This is a genomic window from Nocardioides sp. Z43_10 (genome assembly GCF_059766615.1).
This window is the reverse complement of sequence record NZ_JCBAJY010000001.1, coordinates 512,150-530,340: the sequence shown is the minus strand read 5'-3', so window position 1 is coordinate 530,340 and position 18,191 is coordinate 512,150. Positions and strand designations below refer to the sequence as shown.

General features: G+C 71.8%; 15 protein-coding genes. 9 read left to right on the top strand and 6 right to left on the bottom strand.

Annotated features, from left to right (window positions below):
* Both AC6EI4_RS02550 and AC6EI4_RS02545 read right to left on the bottom strand, forming a co-directional pair.
* Positions 1 to 1,422 (bottom strand): glycosyltransferase family 87 protein, encoded by a 1,422-nt coding sequence (locus tag AC6EI4_RS02550; RefSeq protein WP_498420008.1) that lies wholly within the window; start codon positions 1,420 to 1,422, stop codon positions 1 to 3.
* Between the two features lie 8 nt (positions 1,423 to 1,430).
* Complete coding sequence (locus AC6EI4_RS02545; protein ID WP_498420010.1) at positions 1,431 to 3,647, bottom strand: transglycosylase domain-containing protein; 2,217 nt, start codon at positions 3,645 to 3,647, stop codon at positions 1,431 to 1,433.
* 140 nt (positions 3,648 to 3,787) lie between these two features.
* On the opposite strand from AC6EI4_RS02545, the gene AC6EI4_RS02540 reads away from it, so the two are divergent.
* Together AC6EI4_RS02540 and AC6EI4_RS02535 are read left to right on the top strand one after the other, a co-directional pair.
* The gene (locus AC6EI4_RS02540) at positions 3,788 to 4,420 is read left to right on the top strand and encodes a PadR family transcriptional regulator (RefSeq protein WP_498420012.1); all 633 of its coding nucleotides are present in this window, start codon (positions 3,788 to 3,790) and stop codon (positions 4,418 to 4,420) included.
* A gap of 35 nt (positions 4,421 to 4,455) precedes the next feature.
* A complete protein-coding gene (locus AC6EI4_RS02535; protein ID WP_498420014.1) occupies positions 4,456 to 5,541 on the top strand; it encodes an inositol-3-phosphate synthase in 1,086 nt (361 codons plus the stop codon).
* Between the two features lie 85 nt (positions 5,542 to 5,626).
* On the opposite strand, the gene AC6EI4_RS02530 is transcribed toward AC6EI4_RS02535, so the two are convergent.
* The 3 genes from AC6EI4_RS02530 to AC6EI4_RS02520 all read right to left on the bottom strand — a co-directional run bounded on the left by AC6EI4_RS02530 (position 5,627) and on the right by AC6EI4_RS02520 (position 8,317).
* Positions 5,627 to 6,292, bottom strand: a complete 666-nt coding sequence (locus AC6EI4_RS02530) for an AIM24 family protein (protein ID WP_498420015.1) — start codon at positions 6,290 to 6,292, stop codon at positions 5,627 to 5,629.
* Positions 6,289 to 6,771 (bottom strand): SRPBCC family protein, encoded by a 483-nt coding sequence (locus AC6EI4_RS02525; RefSeq protein WP_498420017.1) that lies wholly within the window; start codon positions 6,769 to 6,771, stop codon positions 6,289 to 6,291. Before AC6EI4_RS02525 ends, AC6EI4_RS02530 begins: the two co-directional genes overlap by 4 nt.
* Before the next feature lie 76 nt (positions 6,772 to 6,847).
* Positions 6,848 to 8,317, bottom strand: coding sequence for a CCA tRNA nucleotidyltransferase (locus AC6EI4_RS02520; protein ID WP_498450469.1), 1,470 nt, complete (start codon positions 8,315 to 8,317; stop codon positions 6,848 to 6,850).
* 59 nt (positions 8,318 to 8,376) lie between these two features.
* On the opposite strand from AC6EI4_RS02520, the gene AC6EI4_RS02515 reads away from it, so the two are divergent.
* The 7 genes from AC6EI4_RS02515 (at position 8,377) to trxA (ending at position 17,439) form a co-directional block, all read left to right on the top strand.
* Positions 8,377 to 10,626 carry a DUF6049 family protein gene (locus AC6EI4_RS02515; protein WP_498450468.1) on the top strand — a complete coding sequence of 750 codons (2,250 nt, stop codon included), beginning with the start codon at positions 8,377 to 8,379 and terminating at the stop codon, positions 10,624 to 10,626.
* The gene (gene murJ / locus AC6EI4_RS02510) at positions 10,626 to 12,308 is read left to right on the top strand and encodes a murein biosynthesis integral membrane protein MurJ (RefSeq protein ID WP_498420023.1); all 1,683 of its coding nucleotides are present in this window, start codon (positions 10,626 to 10,628) and stop codon (positions 12,306 to 12,308) included. Before AC6EI4_RS02515 ends, murJ begins: the two co-directional genes overlap by 1 nt.
* A gap of 67 nt (positions 12,309 to 12,375) precedes the next feature.
* Positions 12,376 to 14,349, top strand: a complete 1,974-nt coding sequence (locus tag AC6EI4_RS02505) for a protein kinase family protein (RefSeq protein WP_498450467.1) — start codon at positions 12,376 to 12,378, stop codon at positions 14,347 to 14,349.
* Positions 14,346 to 15,065 (top strand): RNA polymerase sigma factor SigM, encoded by a 720-nt coding sequence (gene sigM / locus AC6EI4_RS02500; protein WP_498450466.1) that lies wholly within the window; start codon positions 14,346 to 14,348, stop codon positions 15,063 to 15,065. The genes AC6EI4_RS02505 and sigM overlap by 4 nt, the downstream gene beginning before the upstream one ends.
* Positions 15,066 to 15,138: 73 nt before the next feature.
* Entirely contained in the window at positions 15,139 to 15,912 is a 774-nt protein-coding gene (locus AC6EI4_RS02495) for a hypothetical protein (RefSeq protein WP_498450465.1), read from the top strand.
* Between the two features lie 82 nt (positions 15,913 to 15,994).
* Positions 15,995 to 17,014: a thioredoxin-disulfide reductase gene (gene trxB, locus AC6EI4_RS02490; protein ID WP_498450464.1), complete on the top strand. Its 1,020-nt coding sequence runs from the start codon at positions 15,995 to 15,997 to the stop codon at positions 17,012 to 17,014.
* Between the two features lie 92 nt (positions 17,015 to 17,106).
* A complete protein-coding gene (gene trxA, locus AC6EI4_RS02485; RefSeq protein WP_498420031.1) occupies positions 17,107 to 17,439 on the top strand; it encodes a thioredoxin in 333 nt (110 codons plus the stop codon).
* On the opposite strand, the gene AC6EI4_RS02480 is transcribed toward trxA, so the two are convergent.
* Positions 17,429 to 18,181: a GNAT family N-acetyltransferase gene (locus AC6EI4_RS02480; RefSeq protein WP_498450463.1), complete on the bottom strand. Its 753-nt coding sequence runs from the start codon at positions 18,179 to 18,181 to the stop codon at positions 17,429 to 17,431. The genes trxA and AC6EI4_RS02480 overlap by 11 nt on opposite strands.
* Positions 18,182 to 18,191 lie beyond the last annotated feature (10 nt).

The following is an 18,191-nucleotide window of genomic DNA, read 5'->3' as shown; positions in this document are numbered from 1 at the left end:
TCAGCTGCGCGCGAGCGGCGGCGGCTCGGCGGTGGCGGGCACCGGGGCCCGGACCGGGTCACGCTCCACCGGGTCGTGGCGCGGCACGAGCACGTCGCGGGCGACGACGACCACCAGGTAGATCTCGGCGGCCACCCGCAGCCCGATGCCCAGCCAGTAGAACCCGGCGTCGCCGCCTCCGGCCGGGGCCAGGTAGCCCCCGAGGTACCACCACACCATCGCGAAGTAGAGGATCTCGCCGGCCTGCCAGATCAGCAGGTCGCGCCAGCGCGGCCGGGCCAGCACCGCCAGCGGCAGCAGCCACAGCACGTACTGCGGCGAGTAGACCTTGTTCACCAGCAGGAACCCGGCCACGATCAGGAAGCCCAGCTGGGCCAGGCGGGGGGTCTGCGGCGCGCGCAGCCCGAGGATCAGCACGCCCACGCACCAAAGCAGGAAGAACCCCCAGGAGCCCTTGTTGACTACGTCGGCCGAGATGGTGAGGTCCCCCGCCTGCGCCACCACCAGCCACAGCGAGCCCAGGTCGGGGCCGCGCTCGGAGTTGAAGCTCCAGAAGACCTTCCACTGCTCGGGCCCGCTCAGGTAGGCGGGCAGGTTGGCCAGCACCCAGGCCACCGCGGCCGCGACGCTGGCCAGCGCCAGGTCGCGCCAGCGCCGCTGGCGCAGGCAGATCACCAGGATCCCGCCGAGCAGGAACAGCGGGTAGAGCTTGGCGGCCGTGCCGAGCCCGATCAGCACGCCGGTGAGCAGCGGCCGGTCGCGCGCCCAGGCCCACAGCGCGGCGGCGACCAGCGCCACCGGGAGCAGGTCCCAGTTAATCATCGCGGTGAGCACCAGCGCCGGCGAGAGCGCCCAGCCCGCGGCGTCCCAGGGCCGGCGCGGGTTCACCCGGCTCAGGAAGTACGTCGTGAGCAGCGCGACCAGGGCGAAGCCGATGGCGTTGACCGCCACGTAGAGCTTGCGCTCCTGCTCCACGCCGGGCGCCGCCCAGAGCTGGTCCTCGGGGGTCCGGTAGCGCTCCTCGAGGTCGGGGGAGCCGCTGATCCAGTGCGTCACCCACGCCGTGGCCCAGGCGTAGTAGGAGATCCCGACCGGGTACTCCATCACCTCGTGGCGCTCACGCACGTCCACGTCGTCGTCGTAGGGCCAGGCCAGCTCCACGAAGCCCCGGCCCGTGTAGAGGTAGGGCAGGTCGGAGTAGCACATCGCGCTGTAGCGGGTGTGGTCGTCGTGCCAGCCCCCGGTCCAGCACGGCGCCTTCTGCACCAGCCCGAGGGAGAAGCTGATCGCGGTCAGCGCCAGCAGCACCCGCAGCGGCGTCCACCACGGGTGCCTGGTGGCCCGGTGGCCCAGCGGTCCTCCGACCGACTCGCTGAGCGCTCGCACGACCCCGTCGTCACGGGTGGGTGCGATCCGGGCCACGGGCCGGGTCACCTGTCGGTGTCGGTGTCGCCGCCGCGACCCCCGAGGCCGCCCGGAGTGGGCGTCGTGGGCGGCGTGACGGGAGGAGACGGCACGGTCGGCTGCGACGGCGTGTCGCTCGGCGTCGGGGTGGGGGTCGGCGTCGGCGTCGGCGTCGGGGTGGGCGTCGGCTCCTTGCTCGGCTTCTTGCTGGGCTTCTTGGTGGGCTTCGGGCTCGACTCCTGCGTCGGCGGCGGGACGTAGGGGGCGTGGCCGCTGGCCGGGGCCTCACCGTCGACGTACGCCGGCTCGGGGAAGTCCTGCACCTCGAGGCCGTCCATCGCCCGCAGCATCACCGAGGTCCAGGTCCGGGCCGGGTAGGAGCCGCCGTAGAACTCCGGCAGGAAGCCCTCCAGGTCCTCGTTGCCCTTGCCGCGCAGGTACACCACCGAGGTGGCCATCTGCGGGGTGTAGCCGGTGAACCAGGCCGACGAGACGCCGCCGTCGCCGTTGGTGGCGGTGCCGGTCTTGCCCGCGGCCGGGCGGCCCAGCGACAGCGCCGCCGTGCCCGAGCCGGAGGAGACCACCTGCTGCAGCGCGTAGGAGACGTCGGCGGCGACGTCCGGCTCCAGGGCCTGGCGGTTCTTGACCCGGTGGTTGTACTTGACGTCGCCGTAGCGGTCGACGACCTTCTCGATCAGGTAGGGCTCGGACCAGACGCCCTCGTTGGCGATGGTGGCGTAGGCGTTGGCCATGTTGATCGGGCTGACCACCGCGCTGCCCAGCGCGACGCCGGTGACCGGCTCCAGCCCGGGGCTGCGACGGGGGAAGCCGTAGTTGCTGCCGTCCTCGGCCGGGATGCCCATCTGGTTGGCGGTCCGGATGATCTTGCGCGGCCCGTCCTCGAGCGCCAGCGTGAGGTCGATGAACGCGGTGTTGATGGAGTTCTCGGTCGCGGTCAGCAGGCTCACCGTGCCGTAGTCCTCGTCGCCCTGGTTCTCCACCTCGCCGCCGTCGGGCAGCTCGTAGGGCGAGTTGCCGTCGAAGGTGTCCTTGAGCGCGAAGCCCTCCTTGAGGGCGGTCGCGACGGCGAACGGCTTCAGCGTCGAGCCGGCCATGCCGCCGGCCCGGGCCCAGTTGATCTGCGAGCGCAGGTAGTCCTGGCCGCCGTAGAAGCCGCGCAGCGCGCCGGTGCCGGGCTCGACGCTGGCCACGCCGATGTGCATCTCCTTGTCGCTGAGGTCGGGACGCTCCTCGAGCACCCCCTCCTTGGCGGCGTTCATCGCCTTCTCGCTCAAGGTGGTGGTGACCTTCAGGCCACCGCCGTTGACCTCCTCCTCGCTGAAGCCCAGGCGCAGCAGCTCGTCCTTGACCAGCGTCAGGGCGTGGCCGCGCTGGCCGCCGTACTGGCTGTTCTCCTTGATCCGGGGGAACTTCGGCAGGCGCCGGGCGGCCTTCTCGGCCTCCTCGGCGGTGGCGGTCTCCATCTCGACCATGCTGTTGAGGGTGTACTCGTAGCGGTCGAGCAGCCGGGCCTTGGCCTCCGGGCCGTTCGCCGGGTCCATCCCCGAGGGGTTGTTCAGCACCGAGGCGAGCACCGCGCTCTCGCGCAGGTTGAGCTTCTTGGCCGGCTTGTTGAAGTACGCCTCGGCGGCGGTCTCCACGCCGTAGGCGCCGCGCCCGAAGTAGATCGTGTTGAGGTAGCCCTCGAGGATCTCGGACTTGCTCATCTGGCGCTGGATCTTCAGCGCCAGGAACGCCTCCTTGACCTTGCGCGTGACGGTCTGCTCCTGGCTGAGGTAGGCGACCTTCACGTACTGCTGGGTGATCGTCGAGGCGCCCTGGCGGGCGTTGCCCTTGGCGTTGCTGAACGCCGCGCGCAGGATGCCCTTGGGGTCGATGCCGCGGTCGGTCCAGAAGCTCCGGTTCTCCGCGGCCACGACCGCGTCCTTGAGCTGGTCGGGCATCTTGTCGAGGGTGATCGACTCACGCTTCTGGGTGGCGAACTCGCCGACCTCGGCCTTGCCGTCCTCGTAGTAGATGTTCGTCGTCTGCGTCTGGAAGTCCTTGTTGGGATCCGGCAGGTCGGTGCTCTGGTAGAGGTAGACCACGATCGCCGTCGTCAGCAGGGCGGCCGCCAGCAGAAGCCACAGGAACCAGTGGAAGATGCGGCGTACCAGGCCCTTCTTGGGCTTGGTCTGCTTGCCGCCGGGGGTCTGCTCGGTTGCCTTGCGCTTTCCGCTCAACTGGGGTCTCCGCTGGTCGACGACGTGGCCGCACCCGGGCAGGCGGACAGGCCGCCACCCGAGCGCACCCCCCAGCGTACGCAACTCGTGGGGTGGCCCGGGTATTCGCCGTGCACGGATATATCGCTACGATAGGTCGCGTGGCACGTCGTGGAGAGACCATCGAGCTAGCAGTCCTCGGACTGCTGCACGAGGCACCCATGCACGGCTACGAGCTCCGCAAGCGGCTCAACCTGATGCTCGGGTGGGGTCGCGTGCTGTCCTACGGCTCGCTCTACCCGGCGTTGAAGAAGATGCTGCGCAGCAACCTGATCGCCGAGACCACGGTGGCCCCGGCCACCGTGACCCGGCGCCCGCGCATCGTCTACCAGCTGACCGAGTCCGGGCAGCAGGAGTTCAAGCGACTGATGTCGGAGGTCGGTCCCACCGCGTGGGAGGACGACAACTTCGACATCCGCTTCGCCTTCTTCGGTCGCACCGACATGGAGATCCGGCTGCGTGTCCTGGAAGGACGCCGCACCCGCCTCCAGGAGCGGCTCGAGCGGGTCCAGAGCCAGCTGTCGCGGGCCCAGAAGGAAGTGGACCGGTACGCCGTGGAGCTCCAGCGCCACGGTGTCGAGTCCGTCGAGCGCGAGGTCCGATGGCTCTCGGACCTGATCAACGCCGAGCACGAGGCCCGTCGCAGCAGCATCGCGAAGAGCCCGGAGCCGGCACCGGAGTCGCCCCCGGGCGTCGCGAAACCCCACCTACCCGAGGCACAGCCACAGGGCTGACCACCACCAACGAACCGAGAAGACAGGAGATCCCGATGGGCTCGGTACGAGTAGCAATCGTGGGGGTCGGCAACTGTGCCACCTCCCTGATCCAGGGCGTCGAGTACTACAAGGACGCCGACCCGAACGCCAGCGTGCCTGGCCTGATGCACGTCGCCTTCGGCGACTACCACGTCAAGGACGTCGAGTTCGTCGCCGCCTTCGACGTCGACGACAAGAAGGTCGGCAAGGACCTCTCCGAGGCCATCAACGCCTCGGAGAACAACACCATCAAGATCAGCGACGTCCCCACCCTGGGCGTCGAGGTCCTGCGTGGCCCGACGCTCGACGGTCTGGGCAAGTACTACCGCCAGACCATCGAGGAGTCGAGCGCCGAGGCCGTCGACGTGGTCCAGGTGCTGCGCGAGCGCCAGGTCGACGTGATGGTCTCCTACCTGCCGGTCGGCTCGGAGCAGGCCGACAAGTTCTACGCGCAGTGCGCGATCGACGCCGGGGTGGCGTTCGTCAACGCCCTGCCCGTCTTCATCGCCTCCGACCCGGTCTGGGCGAAGAAGTTCGAGGACGCCGGCGTCCCGATCGTCGGTGACGACATCAAGTCGCAGGTCGGCGCCACCATCACCCACCGCGTGATGGCGAAGCTGTTCGAGGACCGCGGCGTGACGCTGGACCGCACCTACCAGCTCAACGTCGGCGGCAACATGGACTTCAAGAACATGCTCGAGCGTGAGCGTCTGGAGTCCAAGAAGGTCTCCAAGACCCAGGCCGTGACGTCGAACCTCACCGGCTCGCTGGCCGACAAGATCAACGACCGCAACGTCCACATCGGCCCGTCCGACTACGTGGCGTGGCTCGACGACCGCAAGTGGGCCTACGTGCGCCTCGAGGGTCGCGCGTTCGGTGACGTCCCGCTCAACCTCGAGTACAAGCTCGAGGTCTGGGACTCGCCCAACTCGGCCGGCATCATCATCGACGCCATCCGTGCGGCGAAGATCGCCAAGGACCGCGGCATCGGTGGCCCGATCATCTCCGCGTCGTCCTACCTGATGAAGTCCCCGCCGGTGCAGCTGCCCGACGACGAGGGTCGCGCTCGCGTGGAGGCGTTCATCCGCGGCGAGGAGTGACCTCCTCTCCGCCCTGCTGAGCCAGCAGAGACGACGGCCCGCCCGGATCATCCGGGCGGGCCGTCTCTCGTAGGGGGCTCGTGCCTCAGCTGCTGGTGACCGGCTTCCACTCGTAGGCCTGGACGACCACGAAGCCGGGTCCGTGGAAGACGTACTGGAACGCCTCGCCGGTGCCGCCGCGCAGCACCGAGGAGACGTTCATCGAGTTGTGGATGCCCGGGACCAGGTTGGCCGACCAGCACACGGCGGCCTGCGGGTCGACGTACGTCGGGCGCTGGGAGCAGTCGAGCACGACGGGCTTGCCGACGACGGTGACGGCCAGGGTGCCGGTGCCGCCGATCGTGGTGTTGAAGAACCCGCCCGAGGCGATGCCGGCGCCCTTGGTGCGGTTGATGTCCCACTGCAGGCTGGCGTCGAAGGCGAGGATGTTGCGGCTGTTGACCGAGACGCCCTCGTTCTCCAGGTGCAGCAGGTGCACGAAGCCGGCCTCGTCGGCGAACCACACGTCGCCCTGGCCGCTGACGCGCATCAGGCTGAGGTTCTCGCTGGTCAGCACCTTCATCGCGAGCTTGCCGAGGCTGCCGGCCTTCTCGTGGTGGAACTGAACGTGGCCCTGGTGGGCGACCATCGTGCCCTTGGTGGCCAGCAGGTCGGGGCCGACCCGGACCCGCAGCATCTGGCTGTTCTGCAGGGCGAAGCGCTCGTCCCCGGCCGCCTGCAGGTTGCTCTGCTCGAAGAGCTCGCTCCTCATCGGGTCCCCGCCATCGCCGACTCGGCCTCGGCCTTGATCCGCTCCAGCGTCTGGCGCATCCCGGCCCGCAGCTCGGCGGTGAACGCCTGCTGGCCGCCGAGCACCTTCTCGGTCAGCTTCATCGAGATGCCCGAGAGGCCGTCGGGAGCCGCGCGACGCTGGGTGATCCGGGTGCCGCCGCTGGTGGTGGCCTCCAGGCTGAAGGACCAGATCGTGTAGTTGTCCTTGACCCGGAAGGCGATCTCGTCGTGCGGCTCGAAGCGGACCACCTTGGTGCGGGTGGGCCACACCTTGAGGCCCTGGCGGTTGATGTTCACCATCGAGGTGCCCAGCTGGATCGGGCCGCCGCGCACGATCGTGCGCACCACCTGCGGGCTCCACTCGGCCAGGCGGGGCAGGTCGGAGACCAGCGCCCAGACCTTCACCTGGGGGGCGTCGACCTCGATCGACTCCTCGATCAACGGCTCGAACTCAGACATTCACACACTCCGGGGTCTCGGGACACGGAAACGCGGCTCGCGCGCACCGACGGCTCGGACCCGGGTGGGCCCGGACCTAGTCGGCCGCGCGCGACTGCCACCATGCCAGCAGGGCCGCGCGCGCCTGGTCATACCCCAGCGGTCCGTGGTCCATGCGCAGCTCCAACAGCTGCTTGTATGCCTCACCGACCTCGCGACCCGGGCCGATGCCCAGGATCTCCATGATCTGGTTGCCGTCGAGGTCGGGCCGGATCGAGGCCAGCTCCTCCTGCTGCGAGAGCCGCTCGATGCGCGCCTCGAGGTCGTCGTAGGTGCGCCGCAGCCGATCGGCCTTGCGCTTGTTGCGCGTCGTGCAGTCCGCGCGGGTCAGGATGTGCAGCCGCTCGAGCTGGTCGCCGGCGTCGCGGACGTAGCGGCGTACCGCGGAGTCGGTCCACTCGCCGGTGCCGTAGCCGTGGAAGCGCAGGTGCAGCTCCACCAGCGTGCAGACGGCGTCGATCTCGTCGTTGGAGAAGCGCAGCGCCTTCATCCGCTTGCGGGTGATCTTGGCGCCCACCACGTCGTGGTGGTGGAAGGTCACGGTCCCGTCCCCCACGAACCTGCGGGTCCGCGGCTTGCCCACGTCGTGCATCAGCGCCGCGAAGCGCGAGACGAAGTCGGGGCGCGCCGGCTGGCCGGTCTCGACGAGCCGGTGCTCGAGCTCCATCGACTGCTCCAGCACGGTCAGGGTGTGCTCGTAGACGTCCTTGTGGCGGTGGTGCTCGTCGCGCTCGAGGGCCAGGGCCGGCAGCTCGGGCAGCACGTGATCGGCCAGCCCGGTCTCGACGAGCAGGCTCAGCCCGCGGCGCGGGTACGGCGCGCAGACCAGCTTGACCAGCTCGTCGCGGACCCGCTCGGCGGAGATGATCTCGATGCGCGCGGCCATCGCCCGCATCGCCTCGACCACCTCGGGCGCGACCGTGAACCCGAGCTGGGCGGCGAACCGCGCGGCGCGCATCATCCGCAGCGGGTCGTCGGAGAAGGAGTCCTCCGGGCGCCCGGGGGTGCGCAGCACGCGGTGGGCGAGGTCGACCACACCGCCGTAGGGGTCCTCGAACGTGCGTCCCGGCACGGCGACCGCCATCGCGTTGACGGTGAAGTCGCGCCGGCCCAGGTCGCCGACCAGGGAGTCGCCGAAGTCGACCTCCGGCTTGCGGGAGTCCGGGTCGTAGGTCTCGGAGCGGTAGGTGGTGATCTCGATCTGCCACTCGCCCTTGCGACACCCGATCGTGCCGAAGTCGCGCCCCATGTCCCACAGCGCCTCGGCCCAGCCCTTGAGCAGCCGCTCGGTGACCTCGGGACGAGCCGAGGTGGTGAAGTCCAGGTCGTTCTGGAGCCGGCCGAGCATCGCGTCGCGCACCGGCCCGCCGACCAGGGCCAGGCTCTCGCCGGCGTCGGCGAAACGGGCGCCGAGCTCGTCGATGACCGGACCGATCCGATCGAGCTGGGCGGTCACGGTGCGCTGGACCTCGGCGATGTTGAGCGGGGGCGGCGCGGCGTCGGACACGAGAGGTCACTCTAGTCGCCCCTGCCGGGTGGCGACGGGTCGGCCGCTAGAGTCGACGGGTGCTCCGCCCCCCGTCGATGCTGCCTGCCCTGGTCCTGGCTCTCGCGACGTGGCTCGGCGCAACCGGGGTCGCGCCGGCGCTCGCGTCGGCCCCCCTGTCGGCCCCCTCCTCGGCTCCGCAGTCGGCCCCGGTGTCGGTCGAGGCGCCCGCGGTCGAGGAGGACGCCGAGTCCCTCGATCCGCTGGAGATCACCCTCGACGGCGTCTCCCCGGCGGTGATCCCCCGCCGGGGACCGCTCACCCTGCGCGGGCACGTCACCAACACCACGGACGAGGACTGGTCGGACGTCAACCTGCACCCGGTCGTCTCGTCCGTGCCGATGACCACCGCCGCGGAGCTCTCCGCCGCGGCGCAGACACCGGCCGACGAGTACATCGGCGACCGGATCACCCGCGAGGGCAGCTTCGCCACCGTCGCGGACCTCCCGGCCGGGTCCACCGCGTCGTTCGTGATCACCGTGCCGCGCGCCGAGCTCGACGCGGAGATCAGCGGCGCCCCGGGCGTGTACTGGCTGGGCGTGCACGCCCTGGGCCAGAGCCCGACCGGTCGCACCGACTCGGCGAACGGCCGGGTCCGCACGTTCATCCCGCTGGTGGGCCGGACCACTCGCAAAGTGGCGACCTCGCTGGTGCTGCCGGTGCGCCGCAACGTCACCCACACCGCCGACGGCAAGATCACCGGCGTCGCCCGGTGGAACCGCGACCTGGGCCCCGGCGGCCGCCTGAACAGCATCGTCGCCCTCGGTGAGGCGGCCGAGGACCGCCCGCTCACCTGGGCGCTGGACCCGGCGGTGCCGGCCGCGGTGACCTCGCTGGTCGCCGGCAACCCCACCCGCTTCCTGGGGCCGACCGGCGACCGTCGGCCCGAGAAGGAGGCCGAGTCCGGCCCCTCGCCCGAGACTCCCCAGCTCACCGAGGTGCCGCCCGACGACTCGCCCCTTGACCCGGACGTCACGCCGACGGCGGCCGAGCTGACCGCGATGGCGCTCGGCGGGCCGTGGCTGGAACGGCTGCGCGAGGTGCTGCGCGAGGGCCAGGTGCTCGCCCTCCCGTACGGCGACCTCGACGTCGCCGCCGCCGGTGAGCTCGAACCGGAGCTCTACGCCCTGGCGCGCCGGCGCACGGACGCCGCCTTGAAGCAGCTCTCCCTGGACGGCACCCCGGCCGTGGTGCCGCCCGAGGGGTACCTCGACGCGGCCGGCCTCGGGGTCACCGACGAGGACACCACGGTGCTGCTCTCCGAGGACGCCGTCGCGACCACCGGCGAGGGAGGCTCCGAGCCGGCGCCGGCGGTGGCGGCCGTGGACGGCCGCCGGGTGGTCCTCGCCCGCTCCGGCGCGAGCTCGGGGGGCTCCGAGCCGTCGTCCGAGGCGACGCCGCTGTCGGTGCGCCAGCGGATCCTGGCCGAGACCGCGCTGCGCGTCCTGGCCGGCGACGACAGTCCGCTGGTCGCCTCCCTGCCGGTGAGCTGGAACCCCACGAGCGCGCGCGAGTTCTTCGAGGGGCTCGACCAGGCCGGCTGGCTGGAGCTGGCCACCCTCGAGGAGGCGACCGGCTCCGTGCCGGCCCGCGCGGTCCCCTCCGAGAGCCTGGTCTACCCCGAGAAGCAGGCCGAGCTGGAGCTCCCGGCCGAGAACCTGGTGGCGTCCACCGCGCTGGTCGCCGCGGGGGAGACGCTGCAGAACGTGCTCATCCGCAACGACTCCGTGGCCGGCCAGATCACCGACGAGGCGCTCGGCGACGCCTCCTACTTCGCGCGCAACCGGCCCCACCTCTTCCTGGAGCGCACCGAGCAGGCCCGCGCGTGGGTCGAGGACCAGCTCGCGATGGTCCGCATCGAGGCGCCCCGCTCGGTGACGCTGTCCAGCGAGAGCGGTCGCTTCGCCGCTACCCTCGTGAACGGGCTGGACCAGCCCGTGGGCGTCCGGATCGAGGCGGTGACGGACTCGCCGCTGAGCATCCGGGCACCGCGCGAGATTCGGCTCGAGGCGGAGTCGAGCACGACCGTGCTGCTGCAGGCGAGCTCCGACCAGATCGGGGTGCACACCGTGACCCTCGAGGTGACCGACCTGTCCGGCCAGCGCCTCGGTTCCTCCGACACCCTCCCGCTGCGCACCGCCCAGGTGAGCGAGATCATCTGGGTGATCATGGCGATCGGAGCGGGGCTGCTCTTCGCGGCGATCGCCCTGCGCCTGGTCCGCCGCGTGCGGCGCAGCCGGTCCGACACCCCGCCGACCCCGGACGAGTGATGACGAACACCGACGAGCAGAAGAAGATCCTCTCCTCCACGGCCGTGATGGCGGCCGGCACGATCGTGTCGCGCCTCAGCGGCTTCGTGCGGGCGTTCCTGCTCGCCGCCGCCCTGGGCAACATGCTGCACGCGGACCTGTTCTCGATCGCCAACACGATCCCGAACATGCTCTACATCCTGCTCGCCGGTGGCGTGTTCAACGCCGTCCTGGTGCCGCAGCTGGTGCGCTCGATGAAGAACGACCCCGACGGCGGCGACGGCTACGCCAACCGGGTGATCACTCTGGCCGGGCTCTTCCTGGGCGCGGTGACGATCCTGCTGGTCCTCGCCGCCCCCTGGGTGATGTCGATCTACCTCGACGGCCGCTTCGACTCCCCCGACCTCGCCGCGCAGCGCGAGTCGGTGATCGACTTCGCGCGCTACTGCCTGCCGCAGGTGTTCTTCTACGGCATGTTCGTGCTGGTCGGTCAGATCCTCAACGCCCGCGGCCGGTTCGGCCCGATGATGTGGGCCCCGATCGCCAACAACGTGATCTCGGTGCTGGTGCTCGCGCTGTACCTGCTGAGCTACGGCCCCGCCGAGGGTGACGAGAGGTGCGGCGGGTTCACCTCGGGCCAGGAGCTGATGCTGGGCGTCGGCTCCACGCTCGGCATCGCCGCCCAGCTGCTGATCCTGGTCCCCTACCTGCGGGCGGCCGGCTTCCGGTACTCCCCGCGCTTCGACTTCCGCAACACCGGGCTCGGACACACCCTGCGGCTGGGGACGTGGACGGTGCTCTTCGTGATCGTCAACCAGATCGCCTACACCGTGGTGGTCCGGCTCGCCTCCAGCGGCACCGCCCAGGCGGCCACGGACGTCTGCGGGGCGACCACGACCAGCTCGGGCACCGGCTACGCGGTCTACGCCACCGCGTTCCTGATCGTGATGGTGCCGCACTCGGTGATCACGGTGTCGCTGGCCACCGCGATCCTGCCGCGGCTCTCGGCCCTCGCCGCGGAGGGCGACCTGGCCGGGCTGGGCGCCAGCCTCGGCGCCACGCTGCGCAGCGCGCTCGCGGTCATCGTGCCGTTCGCCGCGCTGCTGCCGCTGGTCGCGCCGGACGTGGCCAACGTGATCTCCTACGGCGCGGCGCGCGACACCTACCAGCTCTACACGCTGTCGCTGGCCTTCTTCGGGCCCGGCATCCTCTTCTTCACCGTCCACTACCTGATGCTGCGCGGCTTCTACGCCCTCGAGCGGACCCGCACCGTCTTCTGGGTGCAGTGCGTGATCGCCGCGGTCAACATCGCCGCCGCCGTGGTGCTGGTGGCGCGCACCGACCCCGAGCACACCTCCCCCGCCCTCGCCGCCGCCTACGGCATCTCCTACGCGGTCGGGTCGCTGCTGTCCTACCTGGTGCTCGGGCGGCTGCTGGGCGGCCTCGACACCCGCCGGACGATCCGGTTCCTGGTCCGCATCGTGATCGCCGCCGGCATCGCCACGGCGGTCGCCGCGGCGCTGGCCCACGTGCTGCACGAGCGCGCGGAGGACCCCAGCCAGCTGGTCGCCCTGGTGGTGGGCGCGGCCATCACCCTGGTCGACGCCGCGATCTTCCTCGCTCTGGCGCGTGCGCTGCGCATCGGCGAGGTGACCGCCATACTCGACACCGTGACCCGACGAGCACCCTCCCACCGGCGATGACGAGCGGCCCTAGGATGGATGCGCATGCCAGGACCCGGCGTCAGGCCCAGTTGAGGTGAGGAGGTCCGTGCCCGACACGATCCGCCACGGCGACGTACTCGCCGGCCGCTACCGGCTCGAGGACCTGCTGAGCGAGAGTGGGGAGGGCCGCTTCTGGCGCGCCCACGACCGCGTGCTCGCACGCCACGTGGCGGTCCACGTGATCAAAGCGGACGACCCGCGCGCGCCCGGCCTGCTCGAGGCCGCACGCCGCTCGGCGACCGTGAGCGATCCCCACCTGCTGCGCGTGCTCGACGCCGAGCAGGGCGACGGCTTCTGCTACGTGGTCAACGAGTGGGGCAACGGCACCTCGTTGGACGCCCTGCTCGCCACCGAAGGGCCGCTGACGCCCCGGCGCGCGGCGTGGATCGTCTCCGAGGTCGCCGACGCGGTCGCCGCCGGCCACGCGGTCGGGGTGGCGCACGGCCGGCTCGTCCCCGAGAACGTGCTGATCGACACCACCGGCTCCATCCGGGTGATCGGGTACGCCGTCGAGGCGGCGCTGTACGGACTGTCCCCGGCCCGCCGCGGCACCGACCTGGTCGACCTGGTCGCCCTGCTCTACGCCGGCCTGACCGGCCGCTGGGCGGGAGCGTCGCGCTCGGAGGTTCCCGCCGCACCGGAGGAGGCCGGCCGAGTGCTGCGGCCGCGGCAGGTGCGCGCCGGAGTTCCTCGCTCCCTGGACCAGCTGTGCGACGAGGTGCTCAACTCCCACGGGGCGCCCACCGCCTGCGTGGTCGAGCACGAGGCGCGCGCGATCGCCGAGCTGCTGCGCTCGTTCGTCGGCGACCCGTCGGCCCTGATCGCCGTCGAGGCGGCCCGTGAGCACGGTCTGCACCGGTTGCCGTCGCGCTCGGTCCTCCCGGTCAACGGTCCCCTCGGTCCGGTCACCGGGCCGCTCTCCCCGGCACCGCTCTCGGATCCCGACGTCTCCCCCACGATGCGGGTCCCGCTGGTGGAGAAGGACTCCGTCCCGCAGGCGACCCACGACGACGAGCCCACCCGCCGCTTCGCGCCCACGCCGGCGAGCCCGCCCCCGACCGAGCGCGCCACCGAGCCGCCGCCGCCGGCGGCGCCGGTCCCCGAGCCGTCTCCCCCGGCCGTTCCGGTCACCGAGCTGCCCACCCAGGCCGGCATGCCGATCTTCGACGACGAGGCGGACGACGTCTCCTGGCTGACCGCGCGCACCGAGGCTCCGCCGCCGCCTCCGCCGTTCGAGGACCCGCCGGTCCGCCCGCTCTTCGCGCCCGACCCGCCCGACGGCCAGCCCGTGCGACGGCCCCGCCCGGGGGCCGCGCCGACCTCCGGCAGCGGCGAGTTCTGGCCGTGGGGCGCCGAGGTCAGCACCGGCACCGGCCACTCCATCGCCCCCTTCGAGGAGGAGGCCGACCCCGAGCCGCTGCCCGGTCGACGCTCCCTGCTGGCCGCCGCACTGGTGGGGCTGGGCACGCTGCTCCTGGTCGCCGTGGTGATCGGGCTCTCCTTGGGCAAGGACACCCCGTTCAACGCCTCCGACGACGACGCGTCACCGCGCGCCACACCGAGCCGGGCGGCCCCGACCCCGATCTCGGGGATCACCGCGACGGACTTCGACCCCGAGGGCGACCCCGCGGAGGAGTATCCCGAGCGGGTCCCGCTGATCCTGGACGGCGACCCGGCCACCACCTGGATCACGATGACCTACAAGGACCAGTTCGCCGAGGGCGGCTACAAGGGCGGCGTCGGCGTGGTGCTGGACCTCCAGAAGACCGAGGAGGTGCGCAGCGTCGAGGTGCGCCTGGTGGGTGCGCCCACCACGCTCGAGGCGTACCTGAGCGACGAGGTGCCCACCGACGTCACCACGATGAAGCCGGTCGCCGAGGGCACCTCCGAGGGCGAGACCCTCACCCTGAAGCCCGACCAGGGTGCCTCCGGGCGCTACCTGACGCTCTGGCTGACCCGGATCCCCTCGGTGGGCGCGGAGTTCCGCGGCGAGATCGCCGACGTGGTGGTCCGGGGGTGAACGCGCCCGCAGCAGCCAGCGACGCAGAGCTGCTGCAGGCGCACGTCGGCGGGGACCCCGAGGCCTTCGGCCAGCTCTTCGCCCGCCATCGCGACCGGCTCTGGGCGGTGGCCCTGCGCACGATGGGGAACCCCGAGGACGCCGCTGACGGCCTCCAGGACGCCATGGTCGCGGCGTACCGTCGCGCGGCCTCCTTCCGGGGCGACGCGGCGGTGACCACCTGGCTGCACCGGGTGGTCGTCAACGCCTGCCTCGACCGGATCCGGGCCGCGAAGGTCCGCTCGACCGACCCGCTCCCCGACGACCTGGACGAGCACGACTCCCACCGCTCGCTCGCCTCGGCCACCGAGGCCAGCGAGGACCCGGCCGAGCACGCGGTGCGCGCGGAGCGACGCCGTGCCGTGCTGGCCGCGCTGGCCACCCTGCCGGCCGAGCAGCGGGCCGCGCTGGTGCTCGTGGACATGGAGGGGTACTCCGTGGCTGAGGCCGCGGCGATCCTGGACTGCCCCGAGGGGACCGTGAAGTCGCGCTGCTCGCGGGGGCGCGCCCGGCTCGCCGCGCAGCTGGACCTCTTCGCTCCGCCGGGTGGACGTGACCCGGGCCACCGGAACCGCAGCGCCTCCTCGAGCGTCCCATCCGCGGCGTCCCCACGCGGGCCCCCGGCGGCCCGTGCACCCGGCGCTCCCCTCGACAGCGAGGACGCAGCCCAGCCCTGAGCAGACGCAGTTCCGATAAAGCGAGCCCGACAGAGGCAGTCGCGACCACACCGGCGGAGGAGGTGACAGCACCGTGCAGGACGACGAGGACGGCAGCGCCGAGCAGGAGCTCTCACCGCGCCAGGAGCGCGAGGTCGCCCGTCTACTGGCGCACGCGCGTCACACCGAGCCGATGCCCGAGCCGGTCGTGGCGCGGATCGAGGCCGCGCTGGCCGACCTGGCCGATCGGGCCGCGGACGGCGGCGCTCCCAGCGCGGCGCCGGTCGTCGACCTGGGCGCGCGGCGGCGTACCCGTCGGCTGAGGCTGCTGGTGGCGGCGGCGGCCGTGGTCGCGGCCGGAGCGACGCTGCCCGCGGTCCTGCCCGTCGGCACCGGCTCCGGGGACCAGTCCACCAGCGCGGACAGTGACACGGCCGGCTCGGCGGCCGACAGCGACGTCCGACAGGAGGACGGCCCCGCCTCCCCCAGCCGTGCTCCCAACCCTGCCCCCGCCGATCCCCGACCCCAATCCGACCTGTCGCAGGACGCCTACCAGCAGCTGCTCGAGGGCTACACCGCTTCGAAGGCGGTCCCGATCCGCCCGGAGCACTTCGCCGCCGACGTCCAGGCTGCGGCCAGGGCCGTGGAGGACGGCGCCCTGCGCAGGAGCCGCGGGCGCGGGCACCTCCCCGCGGACCTGACCCAGTGCGTGCCCGAGAACGTCGCCGGTGACGTCTACCCCTCGTCGTACGGCGGTCGCCCCGGCGTGTTGATCGTGGGTCCGCGCGTGGACGGAGAGCGCCGCTACCAGGTGATCGTGTGCGGTCAGCCCGAGCTCACCCGGACCACGGTGCTTCCGGCGCCGTGAGGGCCGGGAATGCGACTCCCCTACGATCGGTTCTGCTTGATGTCCCCACCATCTACGTCTCAACGTCGAGGAGCGCCCGCGCATGTCCGAGCAGCGCCAGTCTGACCCCCGCAACGTGATCATCATCGGATCGGGGCCCTCGGGATACACCGCAGCGGTCTACGCCGCCCGCGCCAACCTCGCTCCCCTGGTCTTCGAGGGCTCCGTCACCGCCGGTGGCGCCCTGATGAACACCACCGAGGTCGAGAACTTCCCCGGCTTCCGCGACGGCATCATGGGTCCGGCGCTGATGGACGAGATGCGCGCCCAGGCCGAGCGCTTCGGTGCCGAGCTCATCGCCGACGACGTCGTCGAGGTCGACCTCACCGGCGAGGAGAAGGTGGTCCGCACCGCCACCGACACTTACACCGCCCGCGCGGTGATCCTGGCCACCGGCTCGGGCTACCGCAAGCTCGGCCTGCCCCGCGAGGAGGAGCTCTCCGGGCGCGGCGTGTCCTGGTGCGCGACGTGCGACGGCTTCTTCTTCCGCGAGCAGGCGATCGCCGTCGTCGGGGGCGGCGACTCCGCGATCGAGGAGGCCACGTTCCTGACCCGGTTCGCCTCAAAGGTCTACCTGATCCACCGCCGCGACGAGCTGCGCGCCTCGAAGATCATGCAGGAGCGGGCCTTCGCCGACCCCAAGCTCGAGATCCTGTGGAACAGCGAGGTCGCCGAGATCCACGGTGACGACAAGCTGGCTGGCGTCACCCTGCGCGACACGGTGAGCGGTCAGACCCGCCCGCTGGACGTCACCGGCCTGTTCATCGCCGTGGGCCACGACCCGCGCTCGGAGCTGCTGACCGGCCAGGTGGACCTCGACGACAACGGCTACGTGCTCGTCGAGCAGCCCTCCACGGCCACCAACCTGCCCGGTGTGTTCGCCGCCGGCGACCTGGTCGACCACCAGTACCGTCAGGCGATCACCGCCGCAGGGACCGGCTGCTCGGCTGCGCTGGACGCCGAGCGCTACCTCGCCGTCCTCGACCACGCGGCCTCCACCGCGGGCTCGGCGGAGGAGACGGCGGCCATCGTGACCGAGACCGTGCAGATCGCCGGCGCCTGAGCCTGCGGTCCTGCCGTGCCGTGGGTGGGAACATCTACGGCGCACCCGCTGTTCTTGACTCAGCCGAGAAGACCAACGCTCCAGAAAGAGGGATGACCGTGGCGAACATCGCTGCCGTGACCGACGCCGAGTTCGAGGCGCAGGTCCTCAAGTCCGACAAGCCCGTCCTCGTCGACTTCTGGGCCGAGTGGTGCGGCCCGTGCCGTCAGGTCTCGCCGATCCTCGACGAGATCGCCTCCACCCACGGCGACAAGCTGACCTTCGTGAAGATGAACGTCGACGAGAACCCCGTCACGCCGGCGTCGTACCGGGTGACCGGCATCCCGACGCTGAACGTCTACCAGGGCGGCGAGGTCGTCAAGTCGATCGTCGGCGCCAAGCCGAAGGCGGCGCTGCTCAAGGAGCTCGCCCCCTTCATCGGCTGAGTCCCACCGCTGTCCCGACCGCCGGTGTCCCGCTCTGGGACGCCGGCGGTCGGCGTTGTGGCGCCACCGGTTCCTGGGTCTCACGCGGGACCGGCCCGGCCACCGGCCGCCGGACCGGACGCACCACCCCGCGGAGCCGGTCGAGGGCCAGCTCCATCTCGTCGCGCCAGGTGAGCGCCATCCGCAGGTCCATCCGCATCCGCGGCACGGTGGGGTGGCTGCGCTGGGTCTTGAAGCCGACGCTGGCGAGGAAGTCCCTGGCCAGGACGCAGCCGGGACTCGAGCCGAGGACGCCGCTGCGGCTGCGTGCGTTCGCCGGGCGCGCGTCTCCGAACGCCTCGACGGCCCGGACCCCACCGCGCTCCAGCAGGTCGCGGGCCATCGCCTGGACCAGCGTGCGCTCCAGTCCCCCGCCCGCCGCGTCGGGTGCGACGTACGCGGTGGTGAGCAGGACCGCGTCGGGCGACACCGGCGCGGTGGGGAAGACCGCTGCGCCGGGGAAGTACGCGGCCGGGGCGTACAGGACGTAGCCGACCGGGACCTCGTCCACCAGCGCCACCCGTCCGCACGAGCCCCACTCGTCCAGCACCTCGGCCAGGTGGCGTTCCTTCTCGGCGACGACGTCGGATCGTGGGACGCGGCGGCGCAGCACGGGGTCGAGCTCCCAGAACAGGCAGTCGCGACACGGCGGGTCGAGGATGGCGAGATGCTCGAGGTTGAACCGCACGATCTTGCGGGACAAGAGGCACCTC